The 18418-nt window shown below is 45.8% G+C and carries 17 protein-coding genes; 12 read left to right on the top strand and 5 right to left on the bottom strand.

The window, feature by feature from the left end:
- Positions 1-318: 318 nt before the first annotated feature.
- Complete coding sequence (locus QUA03_RS12805; RefSeq protein WP_333102648.1) at positions 319-654, bottom strand: XisI protein; 336 nt, start codon at positions 652-654, stop codon at positions 319-321.
- A gap of 104 nt (positions 655-758) precedes the next feature.
- Positions 759-1055, bottom strand: a complete 297-nt coding sequence (locus QUA03_RS12800) for an element excision factor XisH family protein (RefSeq protein ID WP_333212577.1) — start codon at positions 1053-1055, stop codon at positions 759-761.
- Positions 1056-1213: 158 nt separating this feature from the next.
- On the opposite strand from QUA03_RS12800, the gene QUA03_RS12795 reads away from it, so the two are divergent.
- The 7 genes from QUA03_RS12795 (at position 1214) to QUA03_RS12765 (ending at position 9126) form a co-directional block, all read left to right on the top strand.
- Positions 1214-3574 (top strand): glycoside hydrolase family 31 protein, encoded by a 2361-nt coding sequence (locus tag QUA03_RS12795; protein WP_333212575.1) that lies wholly within the window; start codon positions 1214-1216, stop codon positions 3572-3574.
- A 19-nt stretch (positions 3575-3593) separates the two neighbouring features.
- Positions 3594-3719, top strand: a complete 126-nt coding sequence (locus QUA03_RS12790; RefSeq protein ID WP_333212573.1) for a hypothetical protein — start codon at positions 3594-3596, stop codon at positions 3717-3719.
- Complete coding sequence (locus tag QUA03_RS12785; protein WP_333212571.1) at positions 3719-4327, top strand: Uma2 family endonuclease; 609 nt, start codon at positions 3719-3721, stop codon at positions 4325-4327. Before QUA03_RS12790 ends, QUA03_RS12785 begins: the two co-directional genes overlap by 1 nt.
- 43 nt (positions 4328-4370) lie before the next feature.
- Positions 4371-5519, top strand: a complete 1149-nt coding sequence (locus QUA03_RS12780; protein WP_333212570.1) for an AAA family ATPase — start codon at positions 4371-4373, stop codon at positions 5517-5519.
- Positions 5516-6127, top strand: coding sequence for a hypothetical protein (locus tag QUA03_RS12775; RefSeq protein WP_333212568.1), 612 nt, complete (start codon positions 5516-5518; stop codon positions 6125-6127). Before QUA03_RS12780 ends, QUA03_RS12775 begins: the two co-directional genes overlap by 4 nt.
- A gap of 282 nt (positions 6128-6409) precedes the next feature.
- The gene (locus QUA03_RS12770) at positions 6410-8275 is read left to right on the top strand and encodes an ABC transporter ATP-binding protein (protein ID WP_333212566.1); all 1866 of its coding nucleotides are present in this window, start codon (positions 6410-6412) and stop codon (positions 8273-8275) included.
- Between the two features lie 254 nt (positions 8276-8529).
- Positions 8530-9126 carry a Uma2 family endonuclease gene (locus QUA03_RS12765; RefSeq protein ID WP_333212564.1) on the top strand — a complete coding sequence of 199 codons (597 nt, stop codon included), beginning with the start codon at positions 8530-8532 and terminating at the stop codon, positions 9124-9126.
- Positions 9127-9255: 129 nt separating this feature from the next.
- Here the strand turns inward: QUA03_RS12765 and QUA03_RS12760 are convergent, their stop codons facing one another.
- Positions 9256-9678 carry a hypothetical protein gene (locus tag QUA03_RS12760; protein ID WP_333212563.1) on the bottom strand — a complete coding sequence of 141 codons (423 nt, stop codon included), beginning with the start codon at positions 9676-9678 and terminating at the stop codon, positions 9256-9258.
- A gap of 293 nt (positions 9679-9971) precedes the next feature.
- Between QUA03_RS12760 and gnd the strand changes: the two genes are divergently transcribed.
- The 3 genes from gnd to arfB all read left to right on the top strand — a co-directional run bounded on the left by gnd (position 9972) and on the right by arfB (position 12525).
- Positions 9972-11426 (top strand): decarboxylating NADP(+)-dependent phosphogluconate dehydrogenase, encoded by a 1455-nt coding sequence (gnd, locus tag QUA03_RS12755; RefSeq protein ID WP_333212561.1) that lies wholly within the window; start codon positions 9972-9974, stop codon positions 11424-11426.
- 142 nt (positions 11427-11568) lie between these two features.
- Entirely contained in the window at positions 11569-12039 is a 471-nt protein-coding gene (locus tag QUA03_RS12750) for a restriction endonuclease (protein ID WP_333212560.1), read from the top strand.
- A 72-nt stretch (positions 12040-12111) separates the two neighbouring features.
- The gene (arfB, locus tag QUA03_RS12745) at positions 12112-12525 is read left to right on the top strand and encodes an alternative ribosome rescue aminoacyl-tRNA hydrolase ArfB (protein ID WP_333212559.1); all 414 of its coding nucleotides are present in this window, start codon (positions 12112-12114) and stop codon (positions 12523-12525) included.
- A 111-nt stretch (positions 12526-12636) separates the two neighbouring features.
- Here arfB and QUA03_RS12740 read toward each other — a convergent pair whose 3' ends face one another.
- A complete protein-coding gene (locus QUA03_RS12740) occupies positions 12637-12936 on the bottom strand; it encodes a helix-turn-helix transcriptional regulator (protein WP_333212557.1) in 300 nt (99 codons plus the stop codon).
- 346 nt (positions 12937-13282) lie between these two features.
- Here QUA03_RS12740 and QUA03_RS12735 point away from each other — a divergent pair, with 346 nt between their 5' ends.
- Positions 13283-14284 carry a hypothetical protein gene (locus QUA03_RS12735; RefSeq protein ID WP_333212556.1) on the top strand — a complete coding sequence of 334 codons (1002 nt, stop codon included), beginning with the start codon at positions 13283-13285 and terminating at the stop codon, positions 14282-14284.
- A gap of 7 nt (positions 14285-14291) precedes the next feature.
- Positions 14292-14453: a hypothetical protein gene (locus tag QUA03_RS12730; RefSeq protein ID WP_333084216.1), complete on the top strand. Its 162-nt coding sequence runs from the start codon at positions 14292-14294 to the stop codon at positions 14451-14453.
- Positions 14454-14598: 145 nt separating this feature from the next.
- On the opposite strand, the gene QUA03_RS12725 is transcribed toward QUA03_RS12730, so the two are convergent.
- Positions 14599-18147 (bottom strand): PAS domain S-box protein, encoded by a 3549-nt coding sequence (locus QUA03_RS12725; protein ID WP_333212555.1) that lies wholly within the window; start codon positions 18145-18147, stop codon positions 14599-14601.
- Between the last annotated feature and the right edge of the window lie 271 nt (positions 18148-18418).

Raw genomic sequence — 18418 nt, 5'->3', positions numbered from 1 at the left:
AGATTTTAGATTTTAGATTTTAGATTTTAGAGGCGACCCCACGGATAAATTCGGGGGCTTGAGGATTTTAGATTTTAGATTTTGGATTGATTCCACGGATAAATCACGTGGCGGGTACCACCTTTGAAATTATTGGTCAGTTCGCTCACTTATTAGGCAAGAAAAACGCTGCGGCCCGTGGCACCCTACAATACTATTTTAAATGCGTAACAGCTTAAGTAGATTTAGTAAAGTAAAGTAATTGTTCGGCCATCCATGAGAGCGACGCTGATTGTTTCTTCGGTGAAGTACAGGTTTTTAACTCTATCGCCGGCAACCTCATGCCACCGCATATCCGGTATGAGGGCGGGCGTTGGGCGGTTGAAACCCCAAGACAATCTGATCTTTCCCAATCCCGGCTTCGACTAGCTCATTTGTAATCCCATCCTCAATGCCATCGCGTTGAATCCAAATTTTGTCATCAATAATTTGGACGTGAGTTATACATCCATGCACTCGCCGTTTTTGCTGCCAACCCACATCAAACAGCATAAAGTGATTGCGATCGCGATCGACAATTAAGTGCTGGTCGATTTCTCCAAAAGAATAGGGAATTTCTGCATACTTTCGTAAAATCGTCTCGATCGTTTGCCGATAAAACTCTAAGTTATCCATCTTCTAACCTCCGCTGTGTTCGCATCAAAAATTAGCAATTTTAAGTGATTGATTTCAACCATTAATTGTGGCAGCTCCTCTGAAAAAAAATCTAAAAACACGCTTTATGGAATGGCTAAGTACAACAAACGCGCCGAATTCTGCCGCTCCAAAACTTGTGAATACATGATGTATTGACCTAGCGCCTGCTCCAAATCATGTACGGGTGATGGGCCGATAAAGCTTTTCACCTCCACTGCAATCTGCTGACCTTCTTTCTCTGCTGCCAATAACTTCTGTGCACCCAAATCTATATAAGCCGAGCGTCCTCCTATCTTCAAGGTTAAGGGATCGTTAGTAATCGTCCAACCATCATTTTCTAGAGCCGTTCTCACCGTATTGTGGTAAATGTCTTTAGCCATCTTCAGAGTACCTCATCCAACTTAATGTCGGCTCCTTGTCGCCCATTATACCCTGGCTACGGGTGGGGAATACTCAGTTTGGCTATAGTTCAGCCTTTTGCCAGATGACAACCCTTAACTGCTCATAGCAAAATCGATAATATTTCGAGTCAGAGTGTATGCCGCAATACTTCGGAAAACTCCAAACAACCGAACAGCCTTGGTCAACCATCGGCTCAGTACAATCGATCGATAAAACCGATTCCCTACGGGATAGCTGCGCTTCACGCACAATTCACTTCAACTGTACCAATTCCTCCCTAAACATCAGCATCCTCGCGCCGAATTTAATCAGAGTGCGAATGTCCCCGACAGGTGAATTCAAAAGCCGATCGCACTCAATAACTCTCGCTGACGAAGAGTGGGAAATTACACCATTTGAAGTGCGAGAAACTGACGAAAAAATAGAAATTGAAACAGCACAAATAACGATTTCAGTCAAGCGCGATCGCACTGCCATCGAATGCTTTGACAAATCGGGAAAACCCTTTGCTAGCGACTGCGATCCCAGTATGGGATGGCGCACAGGCGCAACCGCAGGCTGGAAACGCATCGAAGCAGACGAACACTTCTACGGTTTCGGCGAACGCACCGGCTTTCTCGACAAACTCTCCGAAGTCAAGACAAACTGGACAATAGACGCGCTTGACTACAACTCCCTCAGCGATGAAATGTACCAGGCGATCCCATTTTACATCGCCCTGAATCCCGATCGCGCTTACGGCATCTTTTTCAACACGACATTTTGGAGTCAATTCGACATCGGCGCCCAACAACCGGGAGTTTTGCGGATGGAAACCAGAGGCCCGGAACTCGACTACTACATCATTTACGGCCCGGAACCCGCCCAAATTCTCGCCACCTACACGCAGTTAACCGGCCGGATGCCGCTTCCGCCAAAATGGGCGCTGGGATACCACCAATGCCGCTGGAGCTACGACTCCGAGGACGTTGTGCGGGAGTTGGCGAAGGAATTTCGCGATCGGGCGATTCCCTGCGATGTCATCCACCTCGACATCGACTATATGAACGGCTACCGTATTTTTACCTGGAGCCCGAAGCGTTTCCCCGATCCCGCGAAACTGATCGCAGAGTTGAAAGCAGCCGGTTTTAAGGTTGTCACCATTGTCGATCCCGGTGTCAAGTACGAACCGGAAGGAGATTATGAAGTATTCGATCAGGGTGTGGAAAACGACTATTTCGTCCGCACTGCAGAGGGTAGGCTATTCCACGGTTACGTTTGGCCCGAAAAAGCGGTGTTTCCCGACTTCCTGCGGCCAGAGGTGCGCCAGTGGTGGGGCGAATTGCACAAAAACCTTACAGATATGGGCGTTGCGGGAATTTGGAACGACATGAACGAACCTTCGATCGCAGAACGGCCTTTTGGTGACGGTCACGAACACATCTGGTTTCCGCTGGATGCACCGCAAGGCCCGGAATCCGAGGGCGCAACCCACGCGGAAACGCACAATTTGTATGGGTTGATGATGGCGAAAGCTTGTTCGGAAGGGTTGCAAAAAGTGCGATCGAACGAGCGATCTTTTGTGCTGACGCGATCGGGTTTTGCCGGCATTCAGCGTTACTCCTCGGTATGGATGGGTGACAATCAATCGCTGTGGGATCATTTAGAAATGTCGCTACCAATGCTTTGCAATATGGGGCTTTCCGGCGTGGCGTTTGTCGGTTGCGACATCGGCGGTTTTGCGGAGAATGCAACCGCCGAAATGTTCGCGCGGTGGATGCAGGTGGGAATGCTGTATCCCTTGATGCGCGGTCATTCGGCGATAAGTACGGCGCAGCACGAACCGTGGGTTTTTGGCGATCGCACTGAGAAGATTTGCCGCGAATACATGAATTTGCGCTATCAGTTGTTGCCTTACATTTACACGTTGTTTTGGGAAGCTGCAACGACGGGAACACCGATTTTGCGACCGCTACTGTATCACTTTCCGCGCGATCGGGCAACTTATCACCTTTACGATCAAGTATTACTCGGCCCGTCGCTGATGGCTGCACCTGTTTACCGGCCGGGAGTTGAACATCGCGCTGTGTATTTGCCGGAGGGGACTTGGTACGATTGGTGGACGGGCGAATGCTATCAGGGCCCGACGCACATTTTGGCTTATGCACCTTTGGAGAGAATGCCGCTTTACGTGCGGGGTGGAGGCATAATTGCGATCGCACCTGTGAGGCAATTTGTCAGCGAAGAACCGCTTGAGTCATTAAAAATGCGAATTTGGCCCGGAAGCGGTGAATGGACGCTTTATGAGGACGACGGACACAGTTTTGAACATGAAAAAGGTGTCTGGGCAACGACTAATTACAAGGTGTATTTGGAAGGGGAAAAAATCATCGTTGAAATTGCCGCGCGCGAGGGTCAATTTTTGATATCAGAACGCGAAGTTATTGTGGAAGTTGTTGGCGTTGGCGAACAGCGATTTACCGATGATGGTACGGTGCGGCGTTTGACATTTGGATAGTTTTGGCATCAAGCGGTTTATGCTATGGTGGCATTCAGGGCGATCGCTCGATCTGGCAGAGTTTGAGATGGAAAGGGCGATCGTATCCCTCGATCGAGCTCAAAATATAATTATTCATCGACCTATCACTAAAGAGGCTTTCTGATGACTCAAACAATATCCAAGTTAATAACTTTTGATGATTTTCTGGAAGGAAAACCAGAAAACGGACATTATGAATTACATAACGGAGTTGTTGTCGAAATGCCAAATCCAACTGGTAAACATTTAGCCAGCGCAGGTTTTCAGGCGATCGAATTGGGCTTTGAAATCAGGCGATTGCAACTTCCTTACTTTATTCCCAAGGAATGTACAATTAAATTTAGCGATAACTCTGGCTACGATCCTGATGTAATTGTATTAGATAAACAAGCTGTAGAAGCCAATGAGTCTCGATGGGAAAGAGAATCAGTCATCACTCAGGGAAATTCCGTTAAATTAGTTGTTGAAGTTGTCAGCACTAATTGGCGCGATGATTATGCACACAAAATGATAGACTATGAAGCATTAGGCATTCCTGAATATTGGATTGTAGATTATTTAGGTTTAGGCGGTAGCCGTTATATTGGTTCTCCGAAACAGCCTACTTTATCGGTTTATCAGCTAGTAGATGGTGAGTATCAAATTAAGCTGTTTCGAGAAAGTGAAAAGGTTGAGTCTTTGGTGTTTCCAGAGTTAAATTTGACTGCCAAGCAAATTTTCAATGCTGGGTAAAAATTAAATTTATGCTCAACTATTTATGGATTAGGTTAAAATAATGATTATCTCCCATATAGCTCTGAAAAATTGGCGCAATTTTCAGTCCGTGAATGTTGACTTGCGCGATCGCGTTTTTGTGGTAGGCCCTAATGCTTGTGGTAAGTCAAACTTTCTCGATTCATTGCGCTTTTTGCGGGATCTGGCTAAAGCAGGAGGCGGATTGCAGAAAGCCGTGAGCGATCGAGGTGGCGTATCAAAAATTCGCAGTCTTTATGCGCGCCGTTATCCCGATGTAGAAATAGAAATTCACCTTTCCGAATCTAATGCCCAACAGCCATTATGGAGGTATGGGCTGGGAATCAAACAGAGAAAAGGGGGGAAAAATGAGCCGATTGTTGCCTACGAACGAGTTTGGAAAGGCGAGCAACAAATTGTTAATCGCCCTACCCAAGAGGATGACAACGATGAGCTACGTCTCACCCAGACTTATTTAGAGCAAATTAATGCCAATGCAGAATTCCGAGAAATTTCTAAATTTTTAGAAGCGATTTTATATTTACATTTAATTCCTCAGTTAGTTCGCCATCCCGAAGCTTTTGCTACCCCTGGACTTTCCGAAGATCCTTTTGGGAGAACTTTTTTAGAGCGAGTTGCTAAAACTCCCGAAAAAACTCGAAGATCGCGATTAAGAAAAATTGAAGATGCTTTAAAGTTGGCTGTCCCACAATTGAAAAACCTCACAGATACCAAAGATGTGATGGGGGTTCCTCATTTGGAAGCTGTTTATGAACATTGGCGGCCAGGAGCGGGAAAACAACGGGAAGACCAATTTTCTGACGGAACTTTACGATTAATTGGTTTGCTTTGGTCTCTTTTAGAAACCGATTCATTATTGTTACTAGAAGAACCAGAACTTTCCTTAAATTCGGCGATTGTTAGCAATTTACCGTCTCTCATTTATCGCCTTCAGCGTCCGAGAAAGCGACAGGTTATTCTCAGTACCCATAGTGCTGATTTGCTCTCTGATAAAGGCATTGGTGGTGAAGAGGTACTGCTAATGACACCGACTCCTGAAGGAACTCAGGTAAAACTTGCTTCAAGTAATGAACAAATCAAAATGCTATTAGAAGGAGGTTTAAGCATAGCTGATGCTGCACTTCCTCTTACAGCACCGCCCGCGATTGAAAAACTGAGTTTATTCAAATGACGGATATTCCCATCAATTTAGTGTTTGAGGATGTACTGAGTGAAGCAGTTCTTAAACAAATGCTCAAACAGTCTCAACGTCCTTTTTCAGTGGGACAGTGCTTGAATCAGAGAGGATATGGCAAAATTAAAAAGGTTATTTCTGGATTAAATTATGCGGCCAAGGGAATGCCATACTTAGTATTAACTGATTTGGATAATGCAGAATGCCCGTTAGTAATTATTTCGGAGTGGTTAACTCAACCAAAACATCCTAATCTGCTGTTTCGGATTGCTGTTAAAGAAGTGGAAGCGTGGTTACTTGCACATCGAGAGGGCTTTGCCCAATTTCTGGGTATTTCAGTAGACTTGATTCCTGGCGACGCGGATCGAATTCCTGACCCCAAGCAGCTTTTAATCAATCTGGCTAAAAAGTCAAAGAAGCGAAATCTGCGGGAGGCGATCGTCCCCGATCGTAATAGTACGGCAAAAATTGGTAAAGACTACAATGGTCAACTCATCCACTTTGTCAATCAAAGTTGGCAGGTTGCGTCAGCACAGACTAATTCCCCCAGTTTGGAACGAGCTATGAATGCGATCGTAAATTTTCAACCAACCTGGGAAACTTGAGGAGAAAAACCAATACTGTACCCTGTCAATGCTAGGCAAACAGTTAACTCTCTTTTGTCACTCTGGGAAATTAAAAATGAGAACCAAATTTTCAACTGTAGATAGCTCAAGGATTTGAGCATTTATTTTCTAACAGAATGGCTGAAATCAAGGTTTTTGGTAAAAGTCTTATGATATAACCATCCCAGATTATTTTCTGCCGAAACTGACAAAAGAGGGTTAATAACTACTGTTATAATATACCGTCCGGGGATGAGTAGACCCGACACCTACCCACAAACTATGCAACCCATCCAAATTACCACATTCCAAGCTTTGTGGCGCAGTCTGGGCCTGATAATCAAAGCCGCACCAATTGAACTCCGCAATTTAATAATACTCAACATTATCAGCGGTGCTGCCCCCTCTGCCGTCCTATTTTTAGATAAATTAATCATTGATGAAGTATCTCGGTTGCTGTCGCAAACCCAAACTGCACAGCCCTTTGCTTTGATGCTTTCCCGACCAATATTGCTGTGGAGTATTGGCGGAGTCTTAAGTCTCAAGTTAGTCGGCGATGCCCTAGACACAATGAACTCTTTTGTCGCGACATCTTTGCGCGATCGCGTTCAAGGCTTTGTCGAAGGAAAAGTCCTCGAAAAAGTCGCCAATTTCGACGATATTGCCCTATTTGAAAACCCCGAACTATTAAATATTGTAGAACTAGCCAAAACCGGAGTATCCAAAATACAGCAACTAGCCTTTACCATCAGCATGACCATCACGGGAATTTTTATATTTATTCCATCGATAGGCCTTGCTGCTGCGATAGCTTGGTGGGTGCCAGTGCTGATGTTAATCTCATCATCTCCCTCAATTTATACCCAAAGAAAATATAGCAGAATCATCTGGAGAGTTCAAAGAAAGCAAGCTAAAATCAGCCGCGAAATGAACTTATCCAGTAGAGTCTTGACGGGCGAAGAATATGCTAAAGAATTGCGTTTGTTTGGGTTGCAAGAACTTTGGCTCAAACGCTGGCAGGGTCAGTTTTTGCAATTTTTTAGCGAGATGCAGCAAATCCGAAAAAAAGGAGCAATTGTTGTACTTTTCTGGTCGATGTTTAGTAGAATCGGAGTGGCATTGCCATTTATTTATGTAGTAATGGGAGCTTTGGGTGGTCGCTATACTTTGGGCGATTTAGCACTCTATTCGGGTTTGATTGTTCAAGTAAAGCAAAGTTTGCAGATACTGATTAGCACTTCTACTAATTTGTACGATATCTCTCTCAGCGTTAGTCCAATTTTTCAACTTTTGGAACTCCAACCAGAATTGCAGTCTCCGCTTGGGGATGTAGCATCTCGCCTGCCTAGTTTACCAGAAGGCGGGCAAGATTCCCCCCCCACAAAAGATAAAATTGGCATCGAGATGAAGCATTTATCTTTCTGCTATCCCGGTAGCAATAAAAGCACAGTTGAGGATATCAACTTAACGATTAATCCGGGTGAAATGCTAGTGCTTGTAGGTGAAAATGGCGCGGGTAAAACCACCCTTGGCAAACTCCTCGGTCGCCTGTACGACCCGACAAGTGGTACGATCGACTGGAACGGCAAAGATTTGCGATCGTACTCTCTAGCATACGTGCGATCGCGCATCGCTGTCGTTATGCAAGATTACGCCCGTTTCCCCTCCACAGTCCGCGAAAACGTCGGTTTCGGCGACTTGCTTTCACTGTCGGATGACACCGCAATTAACGAAGCTATTTCCGAAGCAGGAATTAGCGCAAAAGTCAATAGTCTTTCCGCAGGTTTAGAGACACCGTTGGGGAAACAATTAGAAGACGGCATCGACTTATCGGGGGGACAGTGGCAAAGAATTGCGATCGCCCGCGCCTTAATGCGGCTTTCTACAGCCGAAGTGCTAATTTTTGACGAACCAACCGCCGCCCTAGACCCCAAGACAGAACACGAAATTTACAGCATCTTCCGCCAAATAGCCGCCGGGAAAACAACAATAGTCATCAGTCACAGATTAGGATTAGCGAAAATAGCCGATCGTATCGCCGTGATGGAAAACGGTAAAATAGCAGAAATAGGAACTCACGACGAATTGATAGCATCAAACGGAATTTACTGCTCAATGTTCACCCGTCAAGCTAGCAGCTATATTTAGAGTGAAATCAACAGAATTACCGGAGGGGCGGGTTCATCAACCATCTTGAATTCCCACAAACAATTTATATGAACCAGCCCTAACGCTCGCATTTGTGTCGCTGCGTGGCGAGAAACCGAGTTTCTGCGACAATTTTCAGTTGAGTACGAAAAATATCGGAAGAAACCCGGTTTCTGATCGTGCGATCTTTTTGAGAAAATTTTCAGAAAGTGCGAGCTATAATAAAACCAACCTAGTTGGCGATAATATCAACGATGGAAACTATAACCCTCAACCTACCTGCAGCCGTCGCTTTAACCGACGAACAATTTTATCAATTGTCCATCGCTAATGAAGAGTGGCGATTAGAACAAACCCCCGAAGGAGAACTAATTATTATGCCTCCAACAGGCGGCGAAAGCGGCATCAGAAATTCCGATCTCAACCTGGGACTCGGTTTGTGGAATCGTCAGACTCGATTGGGAAAAGTCTTTGACTCTTCCACTATCTTTCAATTACCCAACGGTGCGAAGCGTTCCCCTGATGCTGCTTGGGTACTCCTAGAACGTTGGGAAGCATTATCCGCAGAAGATAAGCGCAAATTTCCTCCCCTGTGCCCGGACTTTGTAATAGAATTGCGATCGCAAAGTGATTCCCTAGAAACATTGCGGGCTAAAATGCGGTATTATCGAACTAACGGCTGTCGCTTAGGTTGGCTAATTGACCCCCAAACACCTTTAGTAGAAATCTATCGCTTGTCTGAAGAGGTAGCAGAAGTGATTAATTTCTCTTTTGACCAACCGCCTACACTTTCGGGTGAAGATGTACTTCCCGGATTTCTTCTAGATATTACACCTATTCTCAATCCTTGAATCTAGATCGAGAACTGTCGCTCAAGTGGCGAGAAACCGGGTTTCTGCGACAATTAGGGTTGAGTACGAGAAATAAAGGAAGAAACCCGGTTTCTGAGATGAGCCTCCATCCACAAAAATGATGAGCAATTATCTCCCCGTCAACGTATCCGCATAAGGATCAGGCAAAGCTTGCTGCACCTCCAAAAGCGGCAAAGGATCTCCAGTCAACGGTTGGCTAATCAAATTTTTTTTTACCCCATCCCCCTTGCGATCGCGCTCTTGCAAATGCGATAATTCCTCTTGATAAACCGCAACAATCCGCGCCAAACTCCCCGCCAAATCATCCCAATTATCATCTCCTCCCAACTTCTCAGAAATTCCCTCAAATAACTCTCCCGCTTGCCTTTTTTGAACATAAGCTTTCAAAAGCTTTCCCGACTTTTGCAAAACGGCCTGATAAATATCCCCATCAGACCACCACAGCCCCTGTTGACTCAGCAGCCAAGTCAAAATATACTCGCGAGCGTGTTGTTCCTTCACCCAGGCCGCGAGATACTGCAAATCTTCCATAATTACAACAGTCTCCTCAATTGTCCTTAAAATGTCCGCTTGTTTGTATCTACCGTTACTGCGATCGACATAATACCTGCCTTATCATCACCTGCCCGCGTCATTAATATCCCTTAAATCTTAAAAAAACCCTACTGATTTACCAAACAGCAATTCTGAGAATATAAAAATAAACCTAAACCTCCTAGGTCTATTGTCCAATACTTTTAGTCCACCGGAAAGCGGTACACCCCGCCTCGCTTTCCTCTCTCGCAAACCTATCATCAAGCGGGAACAACCAGCGGGTTATTAGCATGACAAAGCAAAATTTTGGTTTAATCGGTCTAGCCGTGATGGGCGAAAACCTAGCGCTCAACGTCGAAAGCAGAGGCTTCTCCGTGGCTGTGTACAACCGCACAGCAGCCAAAACCGACGACTTCATGGCCCAACGCGCCCCCGGCAAGAACATTGTAGCCGCCAAGACTCTGACAGAATTCGTCGATGCCCTAGAAACCCCACGCCGAATCTTAGTTATGGTGCAAGCTGGGAAACCCGTAGATGCGGTCATCGACCAGCTCAAACCCATGCTGTCACCGGGCGACATGATTATTGACGGTGGCAACTCGCTCTACGACGACACCGAACGCCGCACCAAAGATTTAGAATCGATGGGACTGGGATTTGTCGGCATGGGCATCAGCGGCGGCGAAGAAGGCGCGCTGAATGGTGCTAGCTTGATGCCCGGTGGCACCCGCACTGCTTACGGCCTACTAGAGCCAATTCTCACCAAAATTGCGGCTCAAGTAGATGACGGCCCCTGCGTCACATTCATCGGCCCTGGTGGCGCAGGCCACTACGTGAAGATGGTTCACAACGGCATTGAGTACGGTGATATGCAGCTCATTGCTGAAGCCTACGATTTGCTCAAAAACGTTGGTGGATTGAACGGCCAGCAGTTGCAGGAAGTTTTTGCCGAATGGAATACCACAGACGAGCTCAACTCGTTTTTGATAGAAATTACGGCTAATATTTTCAAGTACATTGATCCGGAAACTAAGCAACCCTTAGTTGAGGTAATTATGGACGCAGCCGGTCAAAAAGGCACCGGCCGCTGGACTGTTATGAGTGCTTTGGAATTGGGCGTGAGCATTCCCACAATTATCGCGGCTGTGAATGCGAGAATCATGTCTTCTTACAAAGACGAGCGCATCAAAGCTTCCCAAGAACTTACGGGGCCTAGCGGCAAGTACGAAGGCGATACTAAAGAGTTTGTGAACAAAGTTCGGGATGCGCTTTACTGCTCGAAGATTTGCTCCTACGCGCAAGGCATGGCACTTTTGAGCGCGGCCTCGAAGTCGTACAACTATGACTTAAGTTTGAGCGAAATTTCCCGAATTTGGAAGGGTGGCTGTATTATTCGGGCTGGATTTTTGGACAAGATTAAAACAGCTTTCAAGGACGACCCCACGTTGCCGAATTTGCTGTTAGCACCGGAGTTCAAACAGAGCATTCTCGATCGCCAATCAGCTTGGCGGGACGTGTTAGCTACTGCTTGCCAACTGGGGATTGCAGTGCCAGCATTTAGCGCCTCGCTCGACTATTTTGATAGCTACCGGCGCGAAAGATTGCCACAAAACCTCACGCAAGCTCAGCGGGATTATTTCGGGGCTCACACCTACGAACGCACCGACAAACCGCGCGGTGAATTCTTCCACTCTGAGTGGACACAGACTGCTAAAGAGTCGCTGCAAACTGGTACTACCGATTAATTAGTTTTTGTAGGGTGCGTTTCGGCGCACCTTACTAATTATTCTGGTGTTGCTGTTTTGACTGACGTTTGTTTTTGAGATAGTTTTAATATATTCGTCGTTAAAGAGCGATAGCGTCCTTTGTAGTAATTTATGTAATTTCATGAAACCTTTTATAGTAAAAGCCGCTGCCGTTTTCGGTGTGATTGCAACATCGGTATTGGATACATTGAAAGAAGAAGAGTCAAGAAAACGTTTATTAGACAGTGGTATTCTGGAAGTAGATGAAATGACGGGAAAAGAGTTTGAAAATTTTCTATATCTTTATTTTATAAACTTTGGTTATAGTGTTAAGTTAACTCAAGATAGTCAAGATTATGGGGCGGATTTAATTTTATACAAAGATGGCTCAAAAACTGTGGTTCAAGCGAAAAGAAGCAAAAATCCAGTTGGTATTAAAGCAGTTCAAGAAGTAGCAGGAGCCGTCAAATATTACAACGGCAATAAAGGAAGAGTCATCACCAACAACAGATTTACCGAAAATGCTTACAACCTTGCTGAATCTAACGACATAGAGTTATGGGATAGAAAAAGACTCATCGAATTCATCCTGACAGCTAAGAAGTGTAAATAATTTATCTACCCAAGTAAGTTATATATAAAAGATGCACTGCTTTCTCAGTATCTTTAATTTCACTTATTCATCATGTTACAAATTTCTAACACTGTGTTCATAGACGATCGCGAAATCGAGATTAGTGCGATTCGCTCTCAAGGCGCGGGGGGGCAAAATGTAAATAAGGTGGCGAGTGCGATTCACTTGCGCTTTGATATCCCAGCTTCCTCATTGCCCGATCGCTACAAGCAGCGTTTGTTCCAAATCAACGACCAGCGCATCACCTCCGAAGGTGTGATTGTCATCAAGGCCCAGGAACACCGCAGCCAGGAACAAAACCGGGAGGAGGCTTTGAGACGGCTGCAAGAACTCATTAAAAGTGCGATCGTCATACCGAAAAGGCGCAAACCCAGCAAAGCGACTCGTAGTTCCCAGCGCAAGCGTCTCGACAGCAAAACCAAGCGAGGGCAGATTAAAGCTCTGAGAGGGAAAATTACGGATTGATCGATGAAAGGTCGATCGGGCTTCTGAGTTTTTAGTTATAGCGTTTGTATTTTCCGGGCTTGGGTGCATGACTCAAACCCGTTTCCCTAGACATTTCCGAACCCCTGCGGGTTAGTTGTCTTTCGGCGAGGGCGATCGACTTGGTAAGTCATCGGGAATTTTAGTTACATCTAATCCTAAAAGCTCAAACATAGTTTTTAGAGAAACCTGGTACAGGTTAGCCAGTGCAGCTACGTTTTCAACAGTTGGCATGGACTTTCCTGATTCCCAGTCAGCTTGCATCCGCTCAGAAACGCCGATATGTTGTTTGACTTGAGGGCGGGTTAGGCCAGCTTGTTCTCTGAGAAGCCTTAATGGAGACTTGTCCTTTTCTTGCAAATTTTCTTCCACAGTGCATGAAGTTTGTTTCATGAAGCGAACCTCTTGACATGGTTGTTTAGATGAAGTAGACTTCATGTATAGCGACCAAACAAAGGCCCCCTGGCGAGCCTACTTTCGTCAAAATGCAGGTTTGAAAGACCGCCTTATTTTTAGTGTCTATCAATTATGCCTGCATACCCAAGCGTATTTTCGGGGGTTGGGCGCATACCTCAAGCCCCTTTTTTCTCAACGCCGAGGAGGTGATGCCATGTAAAAGGTCGATCGACCTCACAGGACACTCCAACTCAACATTTTATCAAAGATCCAGACCAAAACTTCAACTTTGCGATCGCACAACTTCCGTGCTATCGTGCCATTTCTCGAACCATTCCAGATCATGCCCCCATCAATTGACAACTTCTACCTAGGCGATGTCGCCTCCAACTTTCACTTTGCAGGCCCGCTGCTAGACTTTGAAGAAGAAATCCAGAATCAATCTCCCTTTCACGATTTAGACTATCTCACAGGCGAAATTAAAAGGGGATTCCTAGACTACGTGCGTCAAGGAATCATGCTGGATGCCATCCGAAAGCTGCGATTGTACAAAGACAAGTTCAAAACTTTTAAAAGTTACTGCGAACAAGCATTAGGTCGGCAGTATTTTTACTGCACACAAATTATCAAAGCAGCGAGTATTTGCCTGCGCTTAATTAAAGCAGGATTTGAGATTTTGCCTAGCTGCGTTGCTCAAGTTGTCCCTTTGTTCAAACACGCAATTACAGACCAATATGGCGACTGTCGTTTACAGGAAAAGTGGCAAGAAGTTGTCGATGTCATACCAAAAGAAAGGATTACCGCAGTAACTATTGCCGAAACCGTTGACAACAATCCCAACCTTCGGCTCAAACAAATTCGCATAAAAACCGACACCTACGCCCTTTTAACGAAAAAAGCAGCCGCAGCCGGACTGTCAATTTCGGAATTTTTGGCAAGGTTGGTTGGCGAATACAATCCCAGCAATTTAGAGCAGCCAGCGGAACATACTCCCGAGCAAGAGGAGATTTTAGACCAATTAGATGCGGAGTTTAAGAAGCCAGCCACGGAACAGACTTCAACTTCTGCCCCACCAGGAAAAGTTAAGTCTAAAGGTTTTGGAGTCAAAGTTGAGCCTAAAGGTGGTAAAAGGGAAGTGAAGGCGAAAACTTCGGAAAGGGAAGTTAAGGCAAAAACTTCGGAAGGTGAAGTTAAGTTCAAAAATCGGCAAACTGAAATCCAAGCCGAGAAACAGTCGAATTCATTTAATGAGAAAAATCATGAAGTCATCTGCCCAAAATCCAATCATGCGTCAACTGAAATTAATGGAGGCTCAACTGAACGAAATTCAGTGCCACCTTATTAAAGCCAGTGTGTTGAATTGGTGGCAAATAGTTTTGCCTGACGGTCAGAAAATTGCGATCGAACACGCGGGCGGCGGACACTGGGTTTTTCGGGCGAACGGGCTTGAGAAATCTCATCCAGAAGTGCGGCTAGCGGTGTTGAAGGCGATCGCCCAAGGCTGTCACAGGTAAGTTACGGCTAAGGACACGGCGCGGTGCCGTGTCCTCAGATCGACTGGCGATCGGATTTGATATGATTTGGGGATGTAGGACCAGATAAACACAGATTAATGCAGATGAATTATATCAATCACTGATGGTGCAAGCAAAATTAATATTACTCGATTTGATGAAGCAATTTCTCAATTGTCTCCACTAACGTTTCAGGCTCAACAGGCTTGGGAAGATGCCTGTGAAATCCGGCTGCTAGTGCTTGCTGTTGATTTGCCTCACCTGCATACGCTGTGAGAGCGATCGCGGGAATCTCTCCTCCCTCCTGTGTGGATAGTTGTCTGACTTGACTAATCAACATATAGCCATCAATTTGTGGCATCCCAATATCAGCAATCAAAACATCTGGCTTCAATTCATTGAGCTTTTGTAGCGCATCTTTTGCTGAAGATACAGAGATCACTGTGGCTCCCGCTTGCTCCAAAATACATTGAACTAACTCTAAATTGTCTACTTCGTCATCGACGGCAAGGATACATAATCTAGCCAAGGGTGAAGTGTGAGCTTTGAGTGATAAATTATCGTTGCGATCGCTGTTTGCATCATTGCTCCTGGCTAATAAGGGAAGTGTGACAGTAAATGTTGCTCCCTGTCCTTCTCCACAACTTTCGGCTTTGACAGTTCCACCGTGTAGCTCAACGACGTGACGCACGATCGCTAATCCGATCCCTAATCCACCAAAGGTTCTCGTAATACTGCTATCAGCTTGTCGAAATGTGTCAAAGACATAGGGAATAAATTCTGGCTTAATCCCTTTTCCTGTATCCCTGACTTGAATTTGAGCATAGGAATCAATCGTTTTTAGCTCAACTTCAACTCTACCTCCCGTTGGGGTGAACTTAATGGCATTGGTGAGCAAATTCCAGACAACCTGTTGCAATCGGGTAGCATCTCCTAACACATCGCCGACATCGGGTTCTAGGTGAGTTTGAATTTGAAGGTTTTTCGCTTCGGCGGCTAAACTAACTGTTTCGATCGCGGCTTTAAGAGTTGTTTTCAAATTAATAGGAGTAGAGTTCAAACTCAGCTTCCCTTGCAGAATCCGAGAAATATCCAGCAAATCCTCAATCAGTTGAACTTGCAACTGGGTATTGCGTTCAATTGTTTCGAGAGCTACCGCCGTCTTGCCAGAATCCAGGCTTCCCCTTCGCAGCAGCCGAGTCCAACCCAGAATCGGATTCAACGGAGTTCGCAATTCGTGCGACAAGACAGCTAAAAACTCATCTTTAATTCGGTTAGCTGCTTCTGCTTGTGTCCGTGCTTGCGATTCTGACTCGTAGAGCCGTGCTCGGTCGATCGACTGCGCCGACTGCTGTGCCAGTGCCAAAACGAAAGCGCGATCGCTCTCGGAAAGTCCGGGAACGGTCGAAAAACTCAGCGACAGTCCACCAACGGCTTGTCCTTCAATCAGTAATGGCACTGAAATCCAGGCTTTTGAACCAGCCTGGGCATAAGCTTGGGCTAAATCAGGATAACGGGCAATTCGGTTTTCGATAGTTTCTAGCCAAACAGGTTGCCCACTTCGCACAGCTTCTGCGAGAGGATAGGGTGCATGAATCGAAAAACTGCGCTGAAATTCTCCTACGTGCTCGTACCCGATCGCTTGAATAATCTCCAGTTCGCTTGCATCCTGGTTTAATACCGCAACCAAACCACAACTTGCTCCCAGTGCGGACATTCCCTGTTCAATAATCACCTGAGCCACTTGAGCCGAGGTTAGCGATTCCGACAAAGCTGTCATCACCGCCAGCAGTCGAGCCGTCCGGTTAGCAGCGAGTTCGGCGGCTAATTTCGCTTGTTGTGTTTCATTATATAGACGAGCATTATCAATGGCGATCGCTGCTCGCTGAGCCAAATCTTCAGCCAGGCCAATGTCTTCCAGGCGATAGCGGCGATCGGATTCAGTAAACACAAACGTAATGCTACCCAACACCCGCCCGCGTGCCTGTAGTGGTGCAATGATGCAGGACTTTAACCCAACTCCACGTAAGATTTCCAGGTATTCACCATTCGGCACTGTGGCAACTAACTGTTCATCTGTAATCTCAATCCCAATTTCAACCTGTCCTGTTTGCATGACTTTAGCAATGCCATACCCATCATCGAGATGTCTGGGAAAGCGTTGAGCCAACTCCCAGCCAAACTTCACTTTTTCGGGATCTGAATGAGCCACTGCAACACGACCAATTGTGCGATCGTCATTCAGCAGATCAACACTACACCAATCTGCAAAATAAGGAACTGCCAGCTTTGCAACGCTTTGGAGAGTTTGTTCATACTCTAGTGAAGAGGAAAGGACAGCACTCACTTGGGCTAAAAATGCTGATTGTTGTTGAGAATTCTCTGCTACAGCACGGGCTGCCTGTTCTTGAACAAGCTGTACTCGTTCGTCTTCGGTTTGCTTCCGTTCAGTAATGTCGCTGAAAGCAGCAATGATATTGATAATTTGCCCCTCTGCGTCAAACAAAGGGGAAGCATTGATCGAGAGAATCGTGCGAGTTCCATCAGCATGGCTAATAGCCTGTTCAATACCATAAACAGGCTCACCTGTCTGCATCACCCGCGCAAACGGCAGTTCATCTTCTGGGAAAGGATGACCCTCCACGGTTGTAATGAACCAGGATGGAGCGTTATACCCTCGCTCCACACTGTCCCTGCAAGTCAATCTTAAAATCCTTTCTGCGGCCCTATTGGCAGCTATAATCTCCCCGGTAGAATCTAGAATAGTGATACCATCAGGAATAGTTTGGAAGATGCTGGATAATTGCGCTTCACCCTCACGCAGAGCAGTTTCTGCCTGCTTGCGTTGTGTAATGTCGTGCATCACAACAACTGCACCCTGTTTTTCGCCGTTTGGAGCTATAATCGCCTGTCCAGTTACTAACAGCATTCGCGCCGTTCCCTGCTGCGGAACAATCATCATTTCCACATCACGAACGTTCTGTCCTTGCAATGCCTGGAACAGGGGAATATCCTCTGTATTCATGGGTGTTTTGCCGTCGGGCAAATACAAGTTATAATACTCAGCCCATTGAGCCGATGGAACTGGCTGCTGAGGTAATCCATGAAAATCTTTAGCTGCTTGGTTAAATACCGTCAATATGCCATCGGCATCGCAAGCCACAATGCCAGCTTGAACGTTGTTTAGGATGGCCTTCAAAAACTCCTGTTCTTTCTGAAGGGTGGCTTCCACCTGCTGCGAATTGGCGATTTCGGCTTTTAATTGTCGATCGAGTTGAGATGTTTCAGTAGTGTCTTGGAAGTAAATAAGTAACCCATCTTCACTCTTGATGAGGCGAATTCTCAACCATTTGTTGAATGAGGGGTAATGTTCTTCAAACTCGATTGCAGTTCGCGTTGCGATCGCTCGATGACAATACTTATATAGCTCCGAGGTAAGATCGACCGAAAATATAGTCCATATATTTTTGCCTATCAGGTGTTGCTGCTTACTGTTTAAAAGCTCCTCTGCTTTATGGTTGACATAGGTACAGTGCCACTCTGAATTAATAGAAATAAAAGCCTCAGCCATGTGCTCGACTATCACCGCAAATCGTCGTGCTTCCAGTGCTTGGCAGTCCGTACATAGCTCTTGAGGAAAATTTACAGTAAGCTCTTCTCGATCGTTCAAGGAGTGTGTACGTTCTACATTCATTGCGGTTAGTCCTGCCTATTTACCTATTATGCCAGCTATTGTTAGGGAATCAAGATATAATATGCCCCAAACCTAAGTCATTCAGTATTTAAGCACAGGGGCGATCGCACCTCATGCCAGAACACCGCTAAAAATTCGTCTTTAATCCGGTTAGTGGCTTCTGCTTGGGATCGTGCAAAGCGATCGCGTTCTCACAGTGGTTTTCTTTCTTGTTCTGCTTGCTTGCGCTTTGTTCACGGATGGGGATGGTGCCGACGAGAATCGGGCTAGC

Origin of the sequence: Microcoleus sp. S36b_A4 (assembly GCF_036700645.1) — a bacterium.
Lineage (GTDB): Bacteria > Cyanobacteriota > Cyanobacteriia > Cyanobacteriales > Microcoleaceae > Microcoleus.
Note: the sequence above shows the minus strand (reverse complement) of the source record. Positions and strands in the feature narration are given on the sequence as shown.